The organism is Mameliella sp. CS4, from assembly GCF_019392335.1.
GTDB lineage: Bacteria > Pseudomonadota > Alphaproteobacteria > Rhodobacterales > Rhodobacteraceae > Antarctobacter.
The window spans coordinates 13,038-33,313 of record NZ_JAHXRQ010000020.1 but is presented as its reverse complement, the minus strand read 5'-3'; the positions used below and the strand labels follow the sequence as shown (position 1 = coordinate 33,313).

Here is a 20,276-nt window from a genome sequence, read left to right as displayed (position 1 = left end):
TGAAGGCCGCAGGCCGAGGCGGCAAAGCCCCCTTCATGCCAGACGTGCCGCCATGCGCAGCGCCGCCAGCGTCGAGGACGGATTGGCCAGCCCCTTGCCCGCGATGTCGAAGGCGGTGCCATGATCGGGCGAGGTGCGCACGAAAGGCAGGCCCAGCGTGACGTTCACACCCTCGTCGAAATCCAGAGTCTTGATCGGGATCAGCGCCTGATCGTGGTACATGCAGATCGCCGCGTCATAGCCCGCGCGGGCGCGTTCGTGGAACATGGTGTCGGCGGGCAGGGGGCCGCGCAGGTCCATGCCCTCGGCCCGCAAGCGGTCCAGCACGGGGGCGATCAGCGCCGCGTCCTCGGTCCCCATCCGCCCGCCTTCGCCCGCGTGGGGGTTCAGCCCGGCAACGGCCAGGCGCGGCTTGGCGATGCCGAACTGCGTGACCAGGGCCTGATGGGTGATGCGGATGCGGCGGTCCAGCAGGTCGGGCGTCAGGGCAGCGGGCACATCGGCGATAGCGATATGGATCGTCACCGGCACAACGCGCAGCCGGTCCGAGGCCAGCATCATGACAACCTCTTCCGCGCCGGCGAGATGGGCCAGGAACTCGGTATGACCGGGAAAGGAAAACCCGGCGCCCTCTGCCAGGGCCTGCTTGTGAATGGGCAGGGTGCAGAGCGCCGAAGCCGCGCCGGACTGGACCAGCCGCACACCTTCCTCGATGGCCCGGATCACGCCTGCCGCATGATCCGCCTGCGGCGCGCCCGGCACGCGGGGGCCGGGCATCTCGATCGGCCAGACAGGCAGGCCCTCGGCGCAACGCGCCACCGCCTGGGCGGGATCGTCCAGCACGACATGCGGCACCTGTCCGGGTAGATGGGCCGGATCGCCGATCCAGAAGAACGGCAGATCCGTGCCCAGGGTCTTCCAGGCCGCTTCGGCCAGTTCCGGGCCGATGCCCGCCGGTTCGCCACAGCTCAGCGCGACAGGAAGACTCATTTCTCGACGATGAGGGCGTCGGCGCGCAGCTGCGACAGGTAGCCGTCGGCCAGTTTCGCCAGCCGCTGGTTGCGCAGGCCCACGGTGATCTGGGTGCGGTCCACGTCTTCCTGGATTTCGGCGGAGCGGCCGCAGAGCATCAGGAAGACCAGCGTCTGACCGCCGGAGCGGGTCAGGGCGGTCGAGACCTCGCCCGGGTCCAGCTTGGACAATTCCAGGGCGATATCGGTCGGCAATTCCTCCACCGGCAGTGTGCCGCGTTCCAGCACCTCTGGCGGCTGTCCCTTGGCTACGCCGTAAAGGTCGTCACACCGGTCGACGCGGCCCGCGATCTCGCGCGCCTTGGCCAGCGTCTCGGCCGAGCGCCCGCCGGGCATGTAGTAGGCGGCGTATTCCACGGCGCTGACCTTGGCCGGGGTATAGCCGGTTTCCTGGACGTCACGCAGCTGGAACAGTGCGATGGCGCCGTCCAGCGGGATCGGGTCGGTCACTTCGCCCGGTGCAAGGCCCAGCAGCAGCGGTTGCAGCGGCGGCGGCAGCTCGGACAGGTCGCGCCAGGGCAGGCGGCCGCCGTCCTGTCGGGTGGCGGTCGCGGAATACTGACGTGCCTCGGCGGCGAAGGCGCCAAAGCTCTTGATCTGGGCAATCCGCTCGGCGCGGGCACGCACCACCTCTTCCTCGCCGGGAGGGACCGGCATGATGATCTCGGACAGCAGCACGCGCACGGTGCTGCCGGTGCCCTGCTGCGACAAGGCGCGGTCGATTTCGTCCTCGGAGACGGTGGCGCGGGCGCCGAAACGCGCCTGCACCAGCTGGCGCCAGCTGAGACCGGACTGCACGAAGTCGCGGAAGGTCTGTTCGGCGACGCCTTCGGCGCCAAGCGCGGCGACGAACTGTTCGCGGGTCATGTCGGCCCGACCCGCGAATTCCGCCATGCCGTCCAGGATTTCCTCGTCGGTCGGACGGATGCCGTTGTCATGCGCCGCCTGCAGGCGCAGCCGGTCATCGACCAGCTGTTCGCGGGCCAGCTTGTCCAGGTTGCCCGGGGCGCGCAGGACCTGCAGCATGCGCTTGCGCTGCTGCAGCTCGTAGTTGGTGATGACGCTGTCGTTGACCTGGATCGCCGGGCCAAAGAGGTTTTGAGCAGCCAGCGGAACAGGGGCCAGGGCAATCGTCAGGGCCGCGACAAACGGTGCAAGCAGACGGGTCAGAACGAACATGTGCGGCGGTACTCCTTGCCACTGTTGCCGGCGCCGAACCCTGTCAGCGCGATGGTCAGATCGAAATCGGTGGATGGTTCGACAACGGAGGAAGAGGCGTAGTCCCGCTTCACCCGGAAATCCACCTGGATGCATTCGTTGCGGTATTGCAGCCCAAGCCCGACCCGGTCAACCCGCTGGTCCGCCAGATCGTAGCGGGCCTCGCTGGAGGTGGACCAGTGACGGTTCAGCTGGTAGCGGCCATCGAAGGTCCATTCCGACTGTGTCCGGTCGCGGTCCTCATCCGGATCCGTGACCAGCAGCAGGTAGGAGGCGCCCAGATCCATGCGGGTGTTGGACCAGCCCGCACGTGCCTCGGCCTTGGAAAAGCTGCCGTCATGGTCCAGCAGACCGCGCGCCGAAAGCGTCAGCCCCAGCGGATTGGAAAAGCGCCCGGCGATCAGCAGGTCCGACGAGGTGCCCGTCAGCCCGGAAGAGCGCGAGAAATCCGTATCGGCGGATTCGCGCCAGATCTTGCCGAAGGTCAGCGCGGCGGACCACCCGTCCGGCGCCTGGTGCAGCCAGCGCATCCCGGCGGCGAGCGTTGCGCCGTGTTCGCGGCGGTCGCTGGCAGGAAAGCGTGACAGGGTCAGCAGGTTGGCCTCGTCGAATTCGACTCGCGTGCTTTCGTCATTGGGGTTGCGTAGCCTCTCTCCGCCGACCCAGCCGAACTGCAGTACCGGCTCCAGCAGGGTGCGCCCGCCAGCGGCCCCCTGGCGCTGCATCGGATAGCGGAATTCCGCCGCGATGCCGGGGATGGCGCGGCTGACCTCGGCGTCCGAGGTCACGTCCTGCTCGGTCAGGTAGTGATCGACCCAGAGGTGCGTCGACAGGCCCGCGCGGATGCCGCCCGGCAGGGTCCAGCGGTTGCGCCAGCTCATCTCGGCGTTGATGCGGGTCACGTCGCGACCGTCGATATCACTGTCGGCATCGGGGCCGTCGGTATCGTTCTTGGACTGGCGCAGGTGGCCGTGGGCTTCCGCCGCGAGGCGAAGCTCTCCGCCCAACAGTCCCGGAAAGAACCGGCGCTCCAGCCGGTAGTCGGCAATAAAGCGCGGCTGGGTCGAATTGCTCTCGAAATCGCGCAGCGTCTGGTAGTTCCGGACACTGGTTTGCATGAAACTGTCGTACTTGATCCGGGACAGAGACAGGTCGCTGGCCAGCCTGTCCTTGTCGTCGAGATCGTAGTCGTAGAGATAGGCGTCATCCGAAATCGACTTGAGGTTGAAGGACAGCTTGTAGTCCCGCGGAAGCCGGAAATTGCCGTTGGCAAAAAGGTATCCCCGCAGGCTGTCCTCCATCAGCGTATCCGAGGTCAGCCCGCCCAAGAGCGTCAGCCGACCGCTGCGAAAGGCCCGCCGATAGCGGAATTCCAGCGTGCGCGTCTTTGGCGACAGGTAGGGTGTCAGGGTGATGTCCTGATGGCGCCCGATCGGGATGAAATAGGGCGTCTTGATGCCGAACCCCAACAGCGTGCTGCTGTGGATGGTCGGGATCAGAAAGCCGCGGGCCCGCTCCAGCGTCGGGTCGGGCAGCCGCAGCCTGGGAAAGTAAAAGACCGGTACGTCCAGCACGCGCAACTGTGCGTTGTCGAAATAAAGCTGGCGTTCCAGTTGGTCATGCACCACGCGGGAGGCGCGGATCTGCCACAGCGGCACGCGGTTCTTGCCGCAGACCTGGCAGGAGGTGACGGCGACGCGGCTCAGTTGGGTGAAACGGCCCTCCACCCGTCGCGCCTCGACAGAGGCCAGCTGCAATTGCTGGTCCAGCACCATGCGCGCCCCGGCCAACAGCCCGTTGCGAAACCCCTGGTCCATTTCGGCATAGGTGGCGGTGATGACATTGCCGTCCGCGTCGATGATCCGGATCGGCCCGTCAATCTTCAGCTGGTCGGTGCTCTGGTCGTAGACGATGCGCTCTGCCGTCAGCCGCAACCCGTCGTGGAAGGCCTCGACGTTGCCTGTGGCCACAAGCCGGCTGTCGGCCTCGACATAGACCGCGTCCGCGACCAGCATCGCCGGGTCGGCCGCGTCATCGCCGCTGTCCTGGGCGCTGGCGGGCAGGGCCAGAAAGGTGAGGGCCGCAAGGAGACGGGCCAGGCATGTCAGCACGCGTGTCATCCGTCCTCCATATGCAAGACCAACCCCATTGCAAGGAGAACGGATGCAACCGGTGGCACCCAGGCAGCAACAAGTGGTGCCAGTTGACCGTTTTCCCCCATGATCTGGGCGAAACTTCGCACATAATAGAGACCGAATCCAAGCAGGACCGCCGAGAGGATTGCAATTCCCGTCCGGCCGAGGCGCGTGGGCCGCATGGTAAAGGCCGCACCGATCAGGGTCATCGCCACCAGAAACAGCGGGCGCGACAATTCCATGTGCATCCAGACGATGTAGCGGCGCGCGGAAAACCCAGAGGATTCAAGGCCCTGGATAAAGGCGGGCAGATCCCAGATCGCCACCGCCGAAGGTTTGCCGAACCGGTCGCGGATGCTGTCCTGGGTCAGGGTCGAGGGCAGGCGCAACTCGTCGTGCAGCTTGGCGCCGGACTCGGGGTTCAGGCCCGCGGTCAGCGGCCAGGCCTTGGCATCGTTCAGCACCCAGAAACCATCCGACAGGCGCGCGCGATCGGCCTGAATGCGGGTCGCAGGACCACCCCCCGGGGCATAGACCACGATGGAGACGTCAAAGAGCCTGGTCGCCTCGGCATTGGCGCGGGCGGCGTGTATCACTGCCTGACCCTCGTCGCCGCCCTGGCGCAGCCACAGCCCCTCGGGGCCGATGGACAGCGCCGAGGCGCTGCCGTTTTCATAGGTTTCGCGCAATTCGGTGTAGCGTTTCGACGTGGCAGAGACGATGGGATTCAGCAGTCCGACCACCAGCCCGCCGATCAGCAGGGCCACCACCGCGGGCGCCATCAATGCGGTCACGCCGGACCGACCACTGGCCCGCGTGACCACCAGCTCCGAAGAGCGCGCAAGGCCAATGAACAGCGCGACGGTCGAAAGGATCATCACCAGCGGCACGATTTCATAGACGCCACTGGGCAGTTTCATCAGCGTCACCTGGACCACCTGGCCAAAGCTGACGCTGTCGTCGAAACGGCGCATTTCCTCGATCAGGTCCAGCAGGCCCTGGAACAGGGCAAAGATCCCGAAGATCATCAGGAACATCCAGAGATAGCGTCGGGCAAAGTAGAAATGCAGTGTCATGCGGTGGCCTCCTGCACCGCTGCGCGCCTGCGCCGGGGCCGATGGGTCCGCGACGCCTGCCAGAGCAGGACCCAGACCACAAACAGCCCGATGACACTGGGCAGGTAGACCAGCGGCCAGAGCGTGAGGTCGGCGCGCACCGGGTCCGTTACCAGGCTTTCGACCAGTTTGACCAGCACCAGCAAACCGATGGCAAAGACGATCTGCCGGGTCACGCCGAAGCGCGAGAACCCGCCGACCATCAGCGCCGCGTAGCCGATCAGCGGGGCGATCATCACCAGCAACGCAAGCTGGAACCGCAGGTGGCCTTCCTCGGCCGCTTCGCCGGGCGGGTCTCGTGCCTCTTCGGCGGCTGCGACGGGCTGGGTGATCAGCTCCCAGGTGGGCATGTAGTTCAGCTGTCGCCTGTTCGGCCGCCCTGCGACCACCAGGTCCGAGACATCGTAGACAAGATCGGTGAAATTCGTGGTCGAAAGGCGGCGGCTTTCCAGGTCCATCGTCTGCGCCATGCCTGAGAGCATGACCAGCTTAGGTCCTTCGTCATCGTTGATCAGATAGGCCTGTTCCGAGGTGTAGGTCACGTCGCGCCCGGGCGTGCGCCGGTCCGACAGAACAACATCGCGCAACTCTCCTTGCTCCGTGATGTCGCGGATGTAGAAGGTCACTCCGTCCACCGGGTGCAGGAAGACGCCGTCGCGCAGGAGCCGTGCGCTGACAGAGCCGGAAAGCGCCTTTTCCCGGATGCGCAGTTGTTCCAGCGATTTCGGCACCAGAAGATGCGTCAGAACCGACATCATCAGTGCCACGGTCAGTCCAAAGATCAGCACAGGTCGCGCCAGCCGCCAGGGGGAATAGCCGGTTGCCTGCACCACCGTCAGTTCGCTGTCCGAACTCAGCCGGTTGGTGACATAGACCGCTGCCGCGAAACTGGCCAATGGCAGCACCTGGGCGATCACCGCCGGCAGGGACAGGGCGGTGAACTCCATCACCACGCGCACCGAATGGCCGTCTGAAACCAACTGGTCAAAGACCGCAACGGCCTTGTTCACCCAATACACAGCCACAAGGACTAGGGCGAAAAAGCCGAACACCACCATCAGTTGCGACAGGACATATCTGTCGAATCTCTGCAAAGGCTTGGTCCCCCCAGACCCGTCCCAATGGCGGCACGCTACCCCATCGTACGGAATTGGGAAAGGTGGCTCTGGTCAACCGGGGCGGGCGGCGTTACCTCTCTTGGCGGAACTCAGCTCAGGAGAAAACGACCCATGACCGATCTGCGCGCGATCAGCTTTGCCGAGGTGGCCCTGGACGGGCTCGAGCAGGCGGAGGGGCGTCTTGCCGTCCTCGTCACACCCGAAGGCACGCTCAGCCCCGGCGCGCGGCGCCTGAACCGCCTGACCAAGGGGGCGCTGGGGCGCGCGGTCGAAAGCGAGGCCTGGGGCAAGCTTTCCGCCGGCGAGGCGCTGAGCCTGGCCTGGCCCGCCGGACTGGCCGCCGAAGGTGTCGAGATCGTCAAGCTGGCCCGCCGCCCCTCGGTGGTGGAGGCGCGCAAGGCCGGGGCCACGATGGCCAAGGCGGCGGACAAATCGGCGCTGACCGCGCTTGTCGAGGTCACGCGCCTGCCCGAGGAGATCGCATTGGGGCTGGCCCTGCGTGGCTATGCCTTCACCGCGCGCAAGGCCACCCCCGCCGAGGTGCCCGCTGCCGCGCTGATGATGGTCAAGGCCCCCGATGAGGCCGAGGCCGCGTTTGTCGCCGCCCGCGCCGTGGCCGAGGGCATCGCCTTTACCCGCGACCTGGTCTCGGAACCGGCCAACGTGCTGACCACCGTCGAATTTGCCGCCCGGCTGGAGGCTCTGCGCGAAATCGGGCTGGAGGTCGAGGTGCTGGAGGAGGACCAGCTGGAAAAGCTGGGGATGGGCGCGCTGCTGGGCGTCGGCATGGGCTCTGCCATGCCGTCCAAGGTCGTGACCATGCGCTGGAAGGGGGCCGAGGGCGCGCCGCTGGCGCTGATCGGCAAGGGCGTTGTCTTTGACACCGGCGGCATCAGCCTCAAGCCCGCGCAGGGCATGGAGGACATGACGATGGACATGGGCGGTGCGGGCACCGTGTCCGGCGTGATGAAGGCGCTGGCGCTGCGCAAGGCCAAGGCGCATGTGGTCGGCATGGTCGGCCTGGTCGAGAACATGCCCTCGCACATGGCGCAGCGCCCCGGCGACATCGTCACCTCGATGAAGGGCGACACGATCGAGGTCATCAACACCGATGCCGAAGGCCGCCTGGTGCTGGCCGACGTGATGTGGCACGCGCAGGAAGCCGAGAAACCGGCGGCGATGATCGACCTGGCCACGCTGACCGGCGCCTGCATCGTTGCCCTGGGCAACGAGAACGCCGGCGTCTTTTCCAACGACGACGGGCTGGCGGGCGATTTCCTCAAGGCTGCGGCGACAGAGGGCGAGGGGGCCTGGCGCCTGCCGCTGGGCCAGGCCTATGACGACATGCTGAAGAGCCAGAAGGCCGACATCAAGAACGTCGGGGGCCGCCCGGCGGGTGCGATCACCGCGGCGCAGTTCCTGCAGCGGTTTGTCCAGGAGGGTACGCCCTGGATCCACCTCGACATTGCGGGCGTGGCCCAGGTCAGCAAGGACACGGATCTGTCGCCCAAGGGTGCGACCGGCTGGGGCGTGATGGCGCTCGACCGTCTGGTGCGTGACCGTTTCGAGAGCTGAACGCGTGGCGCGCCTGTCCCTGTTTGACGGGCGCGCTGTTTCTTTGGGCCGAAAATACTTCGGGGGAGTCTGCCCTTGGCAGACGGGGGCAGCGCCCCCTTCCTCCGGTCCGCAACCCGGAGCACCCGCATGGGAGAGGCGTTCTTCTATCACCTGACCCGCCGCCCGCTGGAGGCGGTTCTGCCGGATTTGCTGGAAAAATCGCTGGCCCGCGGCTGGCGTGTTTCTGTGCGCGGCACGCAGGCGCAAAGGATGGACTGGCTGGACCAGAAGCTCTGGCTGGGACCGGAAGAAGGGTTCCTGCCGCATGGTCTGGCGGGCGGTCCGCATGACGCGGATCAACCGGTGCTGCTGACGCTGGATGCCGAGGCCACCAATGACCCCGGCTGCCTGATGTGCATCGACGGGGCCGAGGTGGCGCCGGACGAGGTCACAGCCCTGGACCGGGTCTGTGTTCTCTTCGACGGCCACGACGGGGCCGCACTGCAACGCGCCCGCGACCAGTGGCGCAGCCTGACGGGCGCGGGCTGCAAGGCGCAGTACTGGTCCGAGGAATCGGGCCGCTGGGAGAAGAAGGCCGAAAGCTGAGCGCGCCTAACGCTGCAGGACCAGTTTGCCGCCGGTGATCTGAAGGCTGTGGTACAGGTTCAGATAGCTCATCCCCAAGAGAGAATTCTGCATTTCCCCGCCGTTCACATAGGCCGGCACGCGGCTATCGGTGAAGGGGCCAAGGGCCACCTCGTCCAGCGTCACCCGTGCCGTGCGCACCACGCCGTTGGCGGTCATCGCCTCTGTCAGGAAATGCAGGCCGTCCATGTCTATTCCCGCGCGCCGGGCCGCGTCCTGTGTCAGCACCATCGAGGTTGCGCCGGTATCGACGACGAAACGCACCGGGGCGCCGTTGACCTGAAGGTTGATGTAGTAATGCCCGTCAGGCGCGCGGGGCAGTTCGATCCGGCCCTCGCTGGCGGTCACCATCTGTTGCGGCTGCACGGTCTGGCGGATGTCCTGCCAGAGCCCGTAGATCGCAACGACGCCGACAAAGATTAGCGCCCAGGCAGCCATGTATTGCAGGGTTTTGTTCAGGTTGTTCCGGTTCTGGACAAAGAACCAGCCCGCGATCACGCTGCCCAGCAACACAAGATAGATGAGATTTCCGATCTGGTTGCCCGACATGGCTGGCCTCCGGTGAGTCTGCCCGAGAAAGATAGGTATTCCGGGGCCAAGTTACAGGGTCAGACCGGGGCAAGCCCGAAATTGCGCAGACCGTCCAGCACGAATTGCACAGACAGCGCGGCCAGCAGCATCCCCAGCAGGCGCGTGACCACGTTGATCCCGACACGGCCCAAGGCACGTTCGATCACGCCCGCGGTCAGGAACAGCAGCAGCACCAGCAGCAGGACGGCGGCCATGACGCCCAACACCCCGGCCATCTCCAGCGCATCCTTTGCCGCGCCCGCCAGCAGGATCATAGAGGCGATGGCGCCTGGACCGGCGATCAGGGGAATGGCAAGCGGAAAGACCGAAGGGTCGGGGAATTCTTCCTCGTCGGCCTTGTCCTCGCGCCGCTTGGTACGGCGCTCGAACAGCATGTCCAGCGCGGTGATGAACAGCAGGATGCCGCCCGCGATTCGGAAGGCGGGCATGGAAATCCCGATGAAGCCCAGCACCGCCTCGCCGAGGAAGGCAAAGATCGTCAGCAGGCCAAAGGCGATGATGCAGGCGCGATAGGCGACCGCGCGCCGGTGCTGCGCATCCGCCCCCTGGGTCAGCGCGATGAACATCGGCGTCAGCCCGATGGGGTCGATCACCACGAAGACGGTGACAAAGGCGCTGATGAGAAAGGCGGTGTCCATGCGATCTGGGCTACCCGCCGGGCGCGATCCTGTCCAGCCCCCGGTTGATCCGGCTCAAGGCGGTCGGCGACCGCCCCGCCTAAAATCGCGGCCACGGATCGGGGAGGTGCGGCGATGACAGACGGAACGCAAGAGGCACGGCATCACATTATGGGCGGCGGTATCGCGGGGCTCGCGGTGGCGGTTTTCCTGCTGCGCGACGCCGGGGTCAGCGGCAAGGATATCCGCATCTACGAACAGCTGGACGTGGCGGGCGGCTCGCTCGACGGGGCGGGGGATGCCGCCGGGGGCTACCTGATCCGCGGTGGGCGCATGTTCGAGGAGCATTTCGCCTGCACCTTCGATCTGCTGGACGGTATCCCCTCGACGGATGACCCGAGGGTCAGCGTCACCGAGGATATCCTGGCCTTCAACCGCATGGTGCCGGGGTCTTCCAACTGCCGCCTCGTGCGCGGGGGCAAACCGGCCGAGGACAGGCTTGAACTGACGCTCAGCGCAGAGGGTGTCATCGACATCAACCGCCTGATACTGCACCGCGAGGCGGGGTTAGGGGAACGCCGGATCGACGACTGGTTCTCAGCCGGGTTCTTCGACAGCAACTTCTGGATGATGTGGTCGACCATGTTTTCCTTCCAGCCTTGGCATTCGGCAGGCGAGATGCGCCGATACCTGCGCCGATTCATCCATCTTTTCCCGGGGTTCACGCGGATCGAGGACATCCTGCGCACGCGCTACAACCAGTACGACTCGCTGATCGCGCCGATCATCGACTGGCTGCGTGACCGGGGTGTGACGGTGCGGACAGGGGAACAAGTGGCGGATGTCGAGATCGAGGGCACGCGGCAGGGCCGCGCGGTGACGGCGCTGGTATTGGCCGATGGCGTGCGGGTCGCGGTTTCGGACAGCGACCGGGTCTACATGACGCTGGGCTCGATGACCGATGCCTCGGTGCTGGGGGACCGGGGCAGTGCGCCCTCGCTGGACGACCAAGAGGGCGGGGCCTGGCGGCTCTGGCGCGCCCTGGCGGCGCGGCACGAGGGGCTGGGCCGGCCGGAGGCCTTTTGCACCGATACCGGCAAGACGGCCTGGCATTCCTTTACCGTGACGCTGGACGGTCCGGATTTCTTTGAATTCATGGAGGATTTCACCGGCAACCGGACCGGGACCGGCGGGCTGATAACCTTTGCCGACTCGGGCTGGACCCTGTCCTTCGTGCTGTTCCACCAGCCGCATTTCCGGGGACAGAAACACGGCACCTACACGCTCTGGGGATATGGGCTGCGCGGCGACCGCGACGGCGACTTCGTTCAAAAACCGATGTGGCGCTGTAGCGGCGAGGAGATCCTGCAGGAGATGTCTGGCCAGTTGCGGCTGACCGAGGCGCAGCGGCACTGGTTCGACGATGCCCGGGTGCGCGTGTGCCGGATGCCTTTCATCACCAGCCAGTTCATGCCGCGCCATACCGGCGACAGGCCTGATGTGCGCCCGCCCGGCGCGCGGAATTTCGCGGTGATCGGGCAGTTCTGCGAATTGCCACGCGATTGCGTATTCACGGTGGAATACTCGGTGCGCTCGGCCCGGACGGCGGTGGCGGCGCTGACGGGCCGCACCGATCCGCCGCCGCCGGTGGCGCGCACGGACCTGGATCCGATGGTCCTGATCCGGGCAGCGCGGGTGCTGATGGGGGGCTGACGGCGGTCAGGTGTTGCGTTGGGTGTGGTTCAGGACCATCGCCCTGAGGTCGTCGGGGGAAAGCATCGGAATCCTGCTGTGAATCATGCGGTGGCAATTGGCGCAAACCGCGACCAGGACTTCGACCCGGGTTTTCTCGCCAGGCTTCATGTCGGAAACGCGCTTGGTGTGATGGGCTTCTATGTAGGCCTCGCCGATCTCGCCATAGGCGGCTCCGAAGGAGAACCCGCAGCAGGAGCAGTCGAACGATGAAAGGCTCCTCTTAAATTCTGCGACAAGCCTTTGATTTCGCTCGCGGTGTCGGTGTGTGGCTTCGAGCAATTGCCCTTCCTCGTAGAGCCCGGAATCATCACTTCTTTTTGGCCTCTGGCGTTCATACAAATCGCTTGTTTCAAGGATTGCCTGAAACTCGCCTTCATCCATCGGATAGCTGGTCCGAAAACGCCACCTGTTGTGCATCATGACATCTGGCAGCGGAACAGGGTGTGTGAAGATACGGATGTCTTTCGTGGCAACGCGGATCAGGAAAGGCTCGACCGTCAGCGCCTGTTCGATTTCAGGGCCTGTCAAACGCGAAGACCCTGGCAGCGCTTCGACATCTTGACGTTTGCGGGCCAAGACATCGGGATCTTGACGGACGCCTTCGACGAATCGTGCGCCGAGATAACATCCGACGGCTTGCCATTTCCTGCCCTCGCAGGTCGCCAAAACGAGGTTAAGGGGCCTGCCGATCTGGTCTCGCGGAGGCGTGGCCGAAGTATACCCGTAGTGAAAGCCGTCCCTCGCCAAACTCAGATCGAAATTCCAATCCTCATGGCCAAAACCGTTCTGTTTGACATAATCACCAAATCCGTCTTTGCCAAAACGACCGGGACTGGGACGGGTCCAGTGACAATCATTCCCGACAACGCGGTGAATTCTGCATTCCATTGGCAAGCTCCCCCACAAGGTACCAGCAAATGGCTAAGCAGCGCTTTCCGCCGTATCCAGCTTTTCGATCGCCTTTTCCCAGAGGCCCTCGGCCTTGTGCAGCCCGTCCATGACCTCGGCGTATTTCTTGTTCCAGGTCTCCAGCTCACCCAGGCGGCTGTCCTCGTAGAGCGTGGGATCCGCCAGTTTTTTCGCCAGCTTCTCGCGCATCTCTTCCAGCTTGCCGACCCGGTCCTCGCATTTGCGGACCTCGGCGCGCAGGTCAAGGATCTGATCGCGCGAGGGGCGTTTCGGCTTTTCGACGGGCTTGGCCGGTTTCGCAGGGGTGTCGCGCGACAGTAGCATGGCGCGATAGGTGTCGAGATCTTCCTCGTAGGGTTTGACGGTGCCATCGCCCACCAGCCACAGCCGGTCGGCCACCATCGACAAGAGGTGCATGTCGTGGCTGACCAGGATCACCGCGCCGGAATAGGCGGTCAGCGCCTCGACCAGCGCCTCGCGGCTTTCGATGTCCAGGTGGTTGGTCGGTTCATCGAGGATCAGCAGGTGCGGCGCGTCCAGCGTCGCCAGCAGCAGCGAGAGTCGCGCCTTTTGTCCGCCCGACAGGCGCCCGACCACGGTTTCCGCCTGCGCGGCCATCAGGCCGAAGCTGGCCAGTTTCGCGCGCAGTTTCGCGGGTGGCGTGCCGGGGCGTTCCCGTTGCAGGTGCTGGATCGGCGTTTCGTCGAGGTGCAGTTCGTCCACCTGGTGCTGGGCGAAATAGCCGATGCGCAGCTTGGACGAACGGCTCATCCGGCCGTCCATCAGCGGCAGGCGGTCGGACAGCAGTTTCGACAGGGTCGACTTGCCCTGACCGTTCTTGCCCAGCAGGGCGATGCGGTCGTCCTGGTCGATGCGCAGGTTCAGGCGGCTGAGCACCGGCTTGCCGTCATAGCCGGTCACGCCGCCTTCGATGTTTATGATCGGGGGCGAGAGCTCGTCGGGCTGGGCAAAGGTGAAGACGCGCTTGGCGGCGTCCTCGGGGGCGGTGATCATGTCCATGCGCTCGATCATCTTGAGGCGGGACTGGGCCTGTTTCGCCTTCGACGCCTTGGCGCGGAAGCGGTCGACAAAGCTTTGCAGGTGGGCGCGGCGCTGGTCCTGCTTTTTCGCCATTGCGGCGGCCTGGGCGCGTTTTTCAGCGCGCAGCTTGGCAAAGCCGTCATAGGGCGTGCCGTAATAGGTCAGCTTGCGGTCCTCGAGGTGCAGGATGCTGCCCACGGCGCGGTTCAGAAGGCCCCGGTCGTGGGAAATCACGATGACCGTGTGCGGGTATCTGGCCAGGTAGGATTCGAGCCAGAGCGCGCCTTCGAGATCGAGGTAGTTCGTCGGTTCGTCGAGCAGCAGCAAGTCGGGCTGGGCAAAGAGCACACCCGCCAGCGCCACGCGCATCCGCCAGCCGCCCGAAAAGGCAGAGCAGGGTTGTTTCTGCTGCGCGTCGTCAAAGCCTAGGCCGCGCAGGATGGTCGAGGCGCGGGCCTCGGCGCTCCAGGCGTCGATATCGGCCAGACGGGTCTGGACCTCGGCGATACGGTGCGCGTCGGTGGCGGTTTCCGCCTCGGCCATCAGGGAGGCGCGTTCTGTATCGGCCTCCAGCACCGTGTCGATCAGCGAGGTCTCGGACGAGGGGACCTCCTGGCTGACGCCGCCGATGCGGGCGCGGCTGGGCAGGGAGATTTCGCCATTGTCCAGCGTCAGTTCGCCCCGGATCAGGCGAAAGAGCGTTGTCTTACCCGCACCGTTGGGACCGACGAGGCCGACCTTGTGGCCCTCGGGGATGGTGGCGGAGGCGTCCTCGAAGAGCGGGCGGCCCTCGACGGAATAGGAGATGCAGTCGATCCTGAGCATGGCGGGGCTGTAGCAGAGGCTGCGGGAAGGAGCCAGAGCCCGTCTTGGGGAGGGCTGTGCAAGGCCGCTGTCCGCCTTGGCCGCAGATCCATGACAGGGCTTTTCAAGATGCGGGGGGCGTGCTAGGCGCCAGCGCAGAATTCGGCCGGGCGAACCGGCCCCGAAACGCGAGGAAGACAGACATGGCCACCGAACGCACCCTTTCGATCATCAAGCCCGACGCCACCAAGCGCAACCTGACCGGCAAGATCAATGCCAAGTTCGAAGACGCGGGCCTGCGCATCATCGCGCAAAAGCGCATCCAGCTGACCAAGGCGCAGGCCGGCCAGTTCTACGCCGTGCACGCCGAGCGTCCGTTCTACGACGAGCTGTGCGAATTCATGGCTTCCGAACCGGTGGTCGTGCAGGTGCTGGAAGGCGAAGGCGCCATCCTGAAGAACCGTGAAGTCATGGGCGCGACCAACCCCGCCGATGCCGCACCGGGCACCATCCGCGCCGAGTTCGCGGAATCGGTCGGTGAAAACTCGGTCCACGGCTCGGACGCGCCGGAAACCGCCAAGGAAGAGATCGCCTTCTTCTTCTCGGGTCTCGAACTGGTCGGCTAAGCCGTCACGCAGATCTGACAGTGCGATGCCGTCTCCGGGAGCTCCGGGGGCGGCATTTTTCGTTTTCGCGGGCGACGGGTTGCGCCGAGGGCACGGATCCTCACACTGGCCGAGGTGATGACATGCAACAGACCGTGCCAATGGCGGAGGAAGGCAAGGCGATCATGGCGGCGCGTGACGGCTGGACCGGGATTCTCGAAGAGGGGGAAGAAATCCTTTGGCAAGGGCGGCCAGACGCCGGGAAGTGGCTGGAGGGCAAGGGGGTCGGAACCTTCCTGGTGCTGGGCTTCATCTTCGCGGCCTTTCTGTACACCCCGGTGACGGATTGGCTGGACTCGGGTCAGGGTGTGGGCGCGCTGATGCCCGTCATGGCCTTAGTCGGGGGGCTGGTCGTGTTCCTGGGGGCTGGGTTGCTCTCGCTTCGGTGGAAGCACCGAAGGACTTGGTACACGCTGACCGACCGCCGCGCCTTTATCGCCACGGTGGGATTGATCAAGGGGCGCAAGCTGCGGGACTACTGGCTGCACCCGGGACGCAAGATCGAGTTGCACAAGACCGAACCGCCCTCGGTGATCTTTGACACCCGCGTCGTGCAGAAGGGCGACAGCACGCAATGTGTCGAAACCGGGTTCAAGCACATCGCGGAGGCCGAAAAGGTCCATGCGCTGATGAAGGACTGCCAGGCCCGATGGAACGAGATGGACGTCTGAACGGCGGCACGGTCAGCGGCGTTCGATCACGCCGATTTCGTTCAGGATGCGGTCGAGTGCAGTTTGGGGCGCGGTTGTGGTCTGTGCCTTGAGCGCGTCGAACTGGGCGCGCAGGGTGTCCTTTTCCGCGCCTTTGCAGTCGTTCCAGGGACGACCTTGAAGGGCCATGTGCAGCACGTAATAGCCGATGAAATGCGGACGCTCGCCCGAGACAAGCAGCTTGCGATAGGCCTCATGCGCGCCGAGTTCACGCAGGGTTTCGGCGTCGGGGATGCCTGCCGCGGTGCAGGCCCGTTCAAAAGCGGGGCCGAGGTTGCGGATGGTGCTGATTGCTGTGCCGCTCATGTCAGCATGGGATTGACGGTGGCGAAGGGCAGGGCGTCTTGCAACGGGTCGAACCGGCCTTCGGTGAACATCGCCTGTCCGGCGTCGTGGATCGTGCGCCAGGTCGCCCGCGCCAGAGCAGAGCCGAGCGAGAGCCGGGCCACGCCCAGGGCGGCGAAGTCCGACCGGGCGTATTGTGCGTAAGGGCCAGCGACAAGCGCGTTGAAGGGCAGGCTGGTAGCCTTGACCAGACGCCCCAGCACCTCCATCGAGGGTGGGCCGGGAACATAGATCGCGTCGGCGCCTGCCGCCTCGAAGGCCTGGATGCGGCGCGTGGCCTCTGCTTCGTCATAGTGGCCGGTCAGGATGCCATCGGCGCGCGCCACAAGCATGAAGTCGCGGGACAGGGCGCGGGCGGCGGATGCGGCGGCACGGATGCGGTCGGCGGCCAGCTGCGCCTCATAGGGCGTGTCATCCGGCAGGGCCGTGTCCTCTATGCAGATGCCGGAAAGGCCCGCCTCGGCGGCAAGGCGGACGGTCTCGGCGCAGATCTCGGGCGCCTCGCCAAAACCGTTTTCGAAATCGCCCGACACAGGCACATTGACGGCGGCGACGAGGTCCTGCGCGTGGGCCAAGGCCTCGTCCCGGGTGAGCGTGCCCATATCGGGCCGCCCAAGCGTAAAGGCATGGGCGGCAGAGGAGGTGGCGATGGCCTTTGCGCCCAAGGCTACCAGCATCTTGGCCGACCCCGCGTCCCAGGCATTCGCAAGAATGAAGGGATCGCCGGGGCGGTGCATCTGCCGGAAGCTGTCAGGCATGGGCGCGGGCCTTGGTTTCCGCATAGGCGCAGAGGGTCTGCAGGGCCTCTGTCAGGCGGTCGTCGGCCACGGTCAGAGCTACGCGGACATGCCCGGCGGCGGATTTGCCAAAGCTTTCGCCCGGCATGACGGCGATGCGGTGATCGTCCAGCAGATCCTCGGCGAAATCGCGGCCCGAAAGGCCCGTCGCACGGATGTCGAGCATGAGGTACATGGCGCCCTGCGCCGGGATTGCCTTGACTGTCGTCTGCCCCTCGATCACCGAGAGCGCGAGGTCGCGGCGACGGCGGAAGGGTTCGGCGATCTGTTGTTCGAGTTCGGCGCCCTGTTCCAGGGCAAAGAGCGCGCCGTCCTGGATGTAGCCGGGCACGCCATAGGTGGTGGCGGTGGCAAGGTCGATCAGCCGGTCGATGGCCTCTGTCGGCCCGACAAGCCAACCCGCGCGGGACCCCGTCATGGCGTGGCTTTTGGACATAGAGCCGACAATCAGCGTGCGGTCCACCATGCCGGGCAGGCTGCGCGGGCTGACGTGTTGGCCTTGCCAGACCTGCGTGTCGTAGACCTCGTCCGAGATCAGCCAGAGATCGTTGTCCGTGCAGGCCAGGGCGATGTCCTCCAGCGTGTCGCGGGGATAGATCATGCCGGTGGGGTTGTTGGGCGTGTTGACCAGCAGGCTTTTGGCGTTTGTTTCGCGGGCGGTGGCCTGGATGGCCTCGCCGCGCGGCAGAAAGGCGTCGTCGGCCCGAGTCGGCACGGGCACTGCGCGACCGGAGGCGGCGCGGATCGTGCCGGGATAGGTGGCATAATAGGGGTCGATGTAGAGCGCGGCGTCGCCGGGGGTCAGCACGGCCATATGCGCCGCAAAGAGCGCCGCCTGGCCGCCGGGCGTTATGAGCACGTTGTCCGGGGTCGTGGGCACGCCGGTACGTGCGCTGATGCGGCTGGCCACGGCCTGGCGCAGGGAAGAGACGCCGGGGACCATCGCGTAGCCCGTGTGCCCGCCACGGGCTGCCTTGTGGATCGCCTGCAGGATCGACGGATCGGTGCCGATGTCATGTTCGCCGATGGTCAGTTCGGTCACCGGTTCGCCGGCGGCGACGAGCGCGCGAGCGCGGTAGAACACCTCCCAGCCGTCGGAGCCGCCTTCGTTGAGTGTGGTGATGCGGGAAGAGAGCTGGGGCATGTTGTTGTCCTTTCTTGGAAATGTCTTGCCAGAGCCACCAAGGCGCGGCAAGCCGGTTCTCCCCACGTTAAGATTCTGTTGAGAGTTGTGAACGAAATCAAGGGTTTGCGCGCGCACCCCCGATTGACCCAGCGCGCGGTCGAACGTATGGTTTCAGACATGCTGGACGAGGTACGGCAAGCGGCCCCCGGGGGAACCCCTTGGGGCCGTTTTTCGTGCCCTGCCACCCAGGAGGGGCAACCTACAGGCAATAAAGGTGTCGAGCATGAGCAGTGCAGAGCAGAAACCAGAAGAACCGCGCATCGTCATCATCGCCAGCGAGCGATGCGAGCGACTGCGCAGGCAACGTGACCGGGCAACGGCCACGATCGCCGATCTGGTCGATCAGATCGGCGAACTGCAGGACAGGGCGAAGCGAGGGGACATCGCGAAAAAGTCCGAGGCGAGCAGTGCCTTGGGCGAATTGAGATACTGGCTGCGTGCAGCCCGGGAAACGGAGTTGGAACTTGAAGAGATCATCCGAAAGGAAGAGGGAATCAGCGACGTCTACGGACTCGACCTCGAAGCGGCCAGATCTGCGGTCGGGTGCCGCCTGGATAGCCTCAGGGCCTGCTGTTCTGAAGGACAGGTTCCTGAGTGAAATGACCGAGGGGGAGCGCATGGCGCTCCCCTACTTGTTTGAATTCTGGGCCCATGCGCACCAGTTGCCACCCGAAGGCGACTGGCGCACCTGGGTGGTCCTGGGCGGGCGCGGCGCGGGCAAGACCCGCGCCGGGTCGGAATGGGTGCGCGCGCAGGTCGAAGGGGCCAAGCCGCTGGACAAGGGACGCTGCAAGCGCATCGCGCTGATCGGCGAGACCTATGACCAGGCGCGCGAGGTGATGATCTATGGCGACAGCGGGATCATGAACTGCACGCCCCCGGACCGGAAACCGAAATACGTCTCGACCCGGCGGACGCTGGTCTGGCCCAACGGGGCCGAGGCGATGGTGTTTTCGGCGCAGGACCCTGAGGCGCTGCGCGGGCCGCAGTTCGATGGCGCCTGGGTGGATGAATTCGCCAAGTGGAAGAAGGCGCAGGATGTCTGGGACATGCTGCAGTTCGGCCTGCGGCTGGGCGAGGCGCCCCGGGTCTGCGTGACGACGACGCCTCGCAATGTCGAGGCGCTCAAGGAGTTGCTGGAGCTGCCGTCTACCGTATCGACCCATGCCCGAACCGAGGCCAACCAGGCGCACCTGGCCGAGACCTTCCTGGATGAGGTGCGGGCCCGTTACGAGGGGCAGTCGCTGGGCTTGCAGGAGCTGGACGGTGTGTTGCTGGACCAGGTGGACGGGGCGCTGTGGACGCGGGAGATGCTGGATGGCGCGCGCGCCGGGCGGCTGCCGGATATGGACAGGGTCGTGGTGGCGGTGGATCCGCCGGCGGGGTCCGGGGCGCGGGCGGATGCCTGCGGAATCGTGGTTGCGGGCCTGGTCGACAGCGAAGATCCGCGCGAGCGGCGGGCCTATGTGCTGGAGGATGCTTCTGTCCAGGGGCTGACGCCGGTTGGCTGGGCGACGGCCGCCATCGAGGCGGCGGCGCGCTGGCAGGCCGACCGGGTTGTGGCCGAGGTCAACCAGGGCGGAGCGATGGTGGAGGCCACGCTGCGGCAGGTCGATCCCTATGTCGCCTACAAGGCGGTGCATGCCTCGCAGGGGAAATCCTTGCGGGCCGAGCCGGTGGCGGCCCTGTATGAACAGGGGCGGGTGAAACATGCGGTTGGCCTGGCGGAATTGGAGGCGCAGATGTGCCTGATGACGCCTAACGGGTATCACGGGTCCGGCAGTCCGGACCGGGTGGATGCTCTGGTCTGGGCGCTGAGTGAGCTGATGCTGGGTGCGCGCCCGGTGAAGCGCAGCCCGCAGCTGCGGGTGTTGTGACGGGGCGGCGGGGTGAACCCCGCCCTACGGTCCGTGGCACGTGCGTGCGATAGTCCTGGGGCGCGGCGTTTGGGCGGCCAGGAGCGAGGGGCCAGCCCCTCGCGCTCCCCGGAGGTATTTCCGGCCCAAAGAAACACCGTGCGCGGCGCCCCTCTTGCGG

19 protein-coding genes are annotated in these 20,276 nt (G+C 65.7%); 7 read left to right on the top strand and 12 right to left on the bottom strand.

Going from position 1 to position 20,276, the window contains the following annotated elements; translation table 11 throughout:
• Window positions 1-33 precede the first annotated feature (33 nt).
• Genes pdxA through lptF form a run of 5 tightly spaced genes read right to left on the bottom strand, consistent with a single transcriptional unit; the run spans window position 34 to window position 6,593 of the window.
• The gene (pdxA, locus tag KZZ07_RS20175) at window positions 34-990 is read right to left on the bottom strand and encodes a 4-hydroxythreonine-4-phosphate dehydrogenase PdxA (RefSeq protein ID WP_219516731.1); all 957 of its coding nucleotides are present in this window, start codon (window positions 988-990) and stop codon (window positions 34-36) included.
• Window positions 987-2,210, bottom strand: a complete 1,224-nt coding sequence (locus tag KZZ07_RS20170; protein ID WP_219516730.1) for a peptidylprolyl isomerase — start codon at window positions 2,208-2,210, stop codon at window positions 987-989. The genes pdxA and KZZ07_RS20170 overlap by 4 nt, the downstream gene beginning before the upstream one ends.
• The gene (locus tag KZZ07_RS20165) at window positions 2,198-4,369 is read right to left on the bottom strand and encodes an LPS-assembly protein LptD (protein ID WP_219516729.1); all 2,172 of its coding nucleotides are present in this window, start codon (window positions 4,367-4,369) and stop codon (window positions 2,198-2,200) included. Before KZZ07_RS20165 ends, KZZ07_RS20170 begins: the two co-directional genes overlap by 13 nt.
• Window positions 4,366-5,460, bottom strand: coding sequence for an LPS export ABC transporter permease LptG (lptG, locus tag KZZ07_RS20160; RefSeq protein WP_219516727.1), 1,095 nt, complete (start codon window positions 5,458-5,460; stop codon window positions 4,366-4,368). Before lptG ends, KZZ07_RS20165 begins: the two co-directional genes overlap by 4 nt.
• A complete protein-coding gene (gene lptF / locus KZZ07_RS20155; protein WP_219516726.1) occupies window positions 5,457-6,593 on the bottom strand; it encodes an LPS export ABC transporter permease LptF in 1,137 nt (378 codons plus the stop codon). The genes lptG and lptF overlap by 4 nt, the downstream gene beginning before the upstream one ends.
• Before the next feature lie 135 nt (window positions 6,594-6,728).
• Here lptF and KZZ07_RS20150 point away from each other — a divergent pair, with 135 nt between their 5' ends.
• Together KZZ07_RS20150 and KZZ07_RS20145 are read left to right on the top strand one after the other, a co-directional pair.
• On the top strand, window positions 6,729-8,192 hold the full coding sequence (locus KZZ07_RS20150; protein WP_219516724.1) for a leucyl aminopeptidase: 1,464 nt from the start codon (window positions 6,729-6,731) through the stop codon (window positions 8,190-8,192).
• Window positions 8,193-8,321: 129 nt separating this feature from the next.
• Complete coding sequence (locus tag KZZ07_RS20145; RefSeq protein WP_219516721.1) at window positions 8,322-8,780, top strand: DNA polymerase III subunit chi; 459 nt, start codon at window positions 8,322-8,324, stop codon at window positions 8,778-8,780.
• Window positions 8,781-8,786: 6 nt separating this feature from the next.
• Here the strand turns inward: KZZ07_RS20145 and KZZ07_RS20140 are convergent, their stop codons facing one another.
• Window positions 8,787-9,368 carry a TIGR02281 family clan AA aspartic protease gene (locus KZZ07_RS20140; RefSeq protein ID WP_219516720.1) on the bottom strand — a complete coding sequence of 194 codons (582 nt, stop codon included), beginning with the start codon at window positions 9,366-9,368 and terminating at the stop codon, window positions 8,787-8,789.
• Window positions 9,369-9,427: 59 nt separating this feature from the next.
• Window positions 9,428-10,048 carry a MarC family protein gene (locus KZZ07_RS20135; protein ID WP_219516719.1) on the bottom strand — a complete coding sequence of 207 codons (621 nt, stop codon included), beginning with the start codon at window positions 10,046-10,048 and terminating at the stop codon, window positions 9,428-9,430.
• Between the two features lie 114 nt (window positions 10,049-10,162).
• Here KZZ07_RS20135 and KZZ07_RS20130 point away from each other — a divergent pair, with 114 nt between their 5' ends.
• Entirely contained in the window at window positions 10,163-11,740 is a 1,578-nt protein-coding gene (locus KZZ07_RS20130; protein WP_219516718.1) for an oleate hydratase, read from the top strand.
• Window positions 11,741-11,746: 6 nt separating this feature from the next.
• Here the strand turns inward: KZZ07_RS20130 and KZZ07_RS20125 are convergent, their stop codons facing one another.
• Window positions 11,747-12,670, bottom strand: coding sequence for an HNH endonuclease (locus KZZ07_RS20125; protein ID WP_219516717.1), 924 nt, complete (start codon window positions 12,668-12,670; stop codon window positions 11,747-11,749).
• A 33-nt stretch (window positions 12,671-12,703) separates the two neighbouring features.
• The gene (locus tag KZZ07_RS20120; protein ID WP_219516716.1) at window positions 12,704-14,557 is read right to left on the bottom strand and encodes an ABC-F family ATP-binding cassette domain-containing protein; all 1,854 of its coding nucleotides are present in this window, start codon (window positions 14,555-14,557) and stop codon (window positions 12,704-12,706) included.
• 182 nt (window positions 14,558-14,739) lie between these two features.
• Between KZZ07_RS20120 and ndk the strand changes: the two genes are divergently transcribed.
• Window positions 14,740-15,162, top strand: a complete 423-nt coding sequence (gene ndk / locus KZZ07_RS20115; protein WP_043143476.1) for a nucleoside-diphosphate kinase — start codon at window positions 14,740-14,742, stop codon at window positions 15,160-15,162.
• Between the two features lie 122 nt (window positions 15,163-15,284).
• Window positions 15,285-15,872: a hypothetical protein gene (locus tag KZZ07_RS20110; protein ID WP_219516715.1), complete on the top strand. Its 588-nt coding sequence runs from the start codon at window positions 15,285-15,287 to the stop codon at window positions 15,870-15,872.
• 12 nt (window positions 15,873-15,884) lie between these two features.
• Here the strand turns inward: KZZ07_RS20110 and KZZ07_RS20105 are convergent, their stop codons facing one another.
• Genes KZZ07_RS20105 through KZZ07_RS20095 form a run of 3 tightly spaced genes read right to left on the bottom strand, consistent with a single transcriptional unit; the run spans window position 15,885 to window position 18,197 of the window.
• Window positions 15,885-16,217, bottom strand: a complete 333-nt coding sequence (locus KZZ07_RS20105; RefSeq protein WP_219516714.1) for a TfoX/Sxy family protein — start codon at window positions 16,215-16,217, stop codon at window positions 15,885-15,887.
• Window positions 16,214-17,014, bottom strand: a complete 801-nt coding sequence (locus KZZ07_RS20100) for an isocitrate lyase/PEP mutase family protein (protein WP_219516713.1) — start codon at window positions 17,012-17,014, stop codon at window positions 16,214-16,216. The genes KZZ07_RS20105 and KZZ07_RS20100 overlap by 4 nt, the downstream gene beginning before the upstream one ends.
• Complete coding sequence (locus KZZ07_RS20095) at window positions 17,007-18,197, bottom strand: pyridoxal phosphate-dependent aminotransferase (RefSeq protein WP_219516711.1); 1,191 nt, start codon at window positions 18,195-18,197, stop codon at window positions 17,007-17,009. The genes KZZ07_RS20100 and KZZ07_RS20095 overlap by 8 nt, the downstream gene beginning before the upstream one ends.
• A gap of 265 nt (window positions 18,198-18,462) precedes the next feature.
• Between KZZ07_RS20095 and KZZ07_RS20090 the strand changes: the two genes are divergently transcribed.
• Entirely contained in the window at window positions 18,463-18,837 is a 375-nt protein-coding gene (locus KZZ07_RS20090; RefSeq protein ID WP_219516710.1) for a hypothetical protein, read from the top strand.
• A gap of 19 nt (window positions 18,838-18,856) precedes the next feature.
• Entirely contained in the window at window positions 18,857-20,116 is a 1,260-nt protein-coding gene (locus KZZ07_RS20085) for a DNA-packaging protein (protein ID WP_255564481.1), read from the top strand.
• The last annotated feature ends 160 nt before the right edge of the window (window positions 20,117-20,276 follow it).

Bases quoted from the DNA above. Each gene is read 5' to 3' on its own strand.
- KZZ07_RS20105 (WP_219516714.1), bottom strand. From the start codon at position 16,217: ATGAGCGGCACAGCAATCAGCACCATCCGCAACCTCGGCCCCGCTTTT.
- pdxA (WP_219516731.1), bottom strand. From the start codon at position 990: ATGAGTCTTCCTGTCGCGCTGAGCTGTGGCGAACCGGCGGGCATCGGC.
- KZZ07_RS20165 (WP_219516729.1), bottom strand. From the start codon at position 4,369: ATGACACGCGTGCTGACATGCCTGGCCCGTCTCCTTGCGGCCCTCACC.
- KZZ07_RS20085 (WP_255564481.1), top strand. From the start codon at position 18,857: ATGGCGCTCCCCTACTTGTTTGAATTCTGGGCCCATGCGCACCAGTTG.
- KZZ07_RS20170 (WP_219516730.1), bottom strand. From the start codon at position 2,210: ATGTTCGTTCTGACCCGTCTGCTTGCACCGTTTGTCGCGGCCCTGACG.
- KZZ07_RS20120 (WP_219516716.1), bottom strand. From the start codon at position 14,557: ATGCTCAGGATCGACTGCATCTCCTATTCCGTCGAGGGCCGCCCGCTC.
- KZZ07_RS20130 (WP_219516718.1), top strand. From the start codon at position 10,163: ATGACAGACGGAACGCAAGAGGCACGGCATCACATTATGGGCGGCGGT.
- KZZ07_RS20140 (WP_219516720.1), bottom strand. From the start codon at position 9,368: ATGTCGGGCAACCAGATCGGAAATCTCATCTATCTTGTGTTGCTGGGC.
- ndk (WP_043143476.1), top strand. From the start codon at position 14,740: ATGGCCACCGAACGCACCCTTTCGATCATCAAGCCCGACGCCACCAAG.
- KZZ07_RS20150 (WP_219516724.1), top strand. From the start codon at position 6,729: ATGACCGATCTGCGCGCGATCAGCTTTGCCGAGGTGGCCCTGGACGGG.
- KZZ07_RS20110 (WP_219516715.1), top strand. From the start codon at position 15,285: ATGCAACAGACCGTGCCAATGGCGGAGGAAGGCAAGGCGATCATGGCG.
- KZZ07_RS20125 (WP_219516717.1), bottom strand. From the start codon at position 12,670: ATGGAATGCAGAATTCACCGCGTTGTCGGGAATGATTGTCACTGGACC.
- KZZ07_RS20095 (WP_219516711.1), bottom strand. From the start codon at position 18,197: ATGCCCCAGCTCTCTTCCCGCATCACCACACTCAACGAAGGCGGCTCC.
- KZZ07_RS20135 (WP_219516719.1), bottom strand. From the start codon at position 10,048: ATGGACACCGCCTTTCTCATCAGCGCCTTTGTCACCGTCTTCGTGGTG.
- KZZ07_RS20100 (WP_219516713.1), bottom strand. From the start codon at position 17,014: ATGCCTGACAGCTTCCGGCAGATGCACCGCCCCGGCGATCCCTTCATT.
- lptG (WP_219516727.1), bottom strand. From the start codon at position 5,460: ATGACACTGCATTTCTACTTTGCCCGACGCTATCTCTGGATGTTCCTG.
- KZZ07_RS20145 (WP_219516721.1), top strand. From the start codon at position 8,322: ATGGGAGAGGCGTTCTTCTATCACCTGACCCGCCGCCCGCTGGAGGCG.
- KZZ07_RS20090 (WP_219516710.1), top strand. From the start codon at position 18,463: ATGAGCAGTGCAGAGCAGAAACCAGAAGAACCGCGCATCGTCATCATC.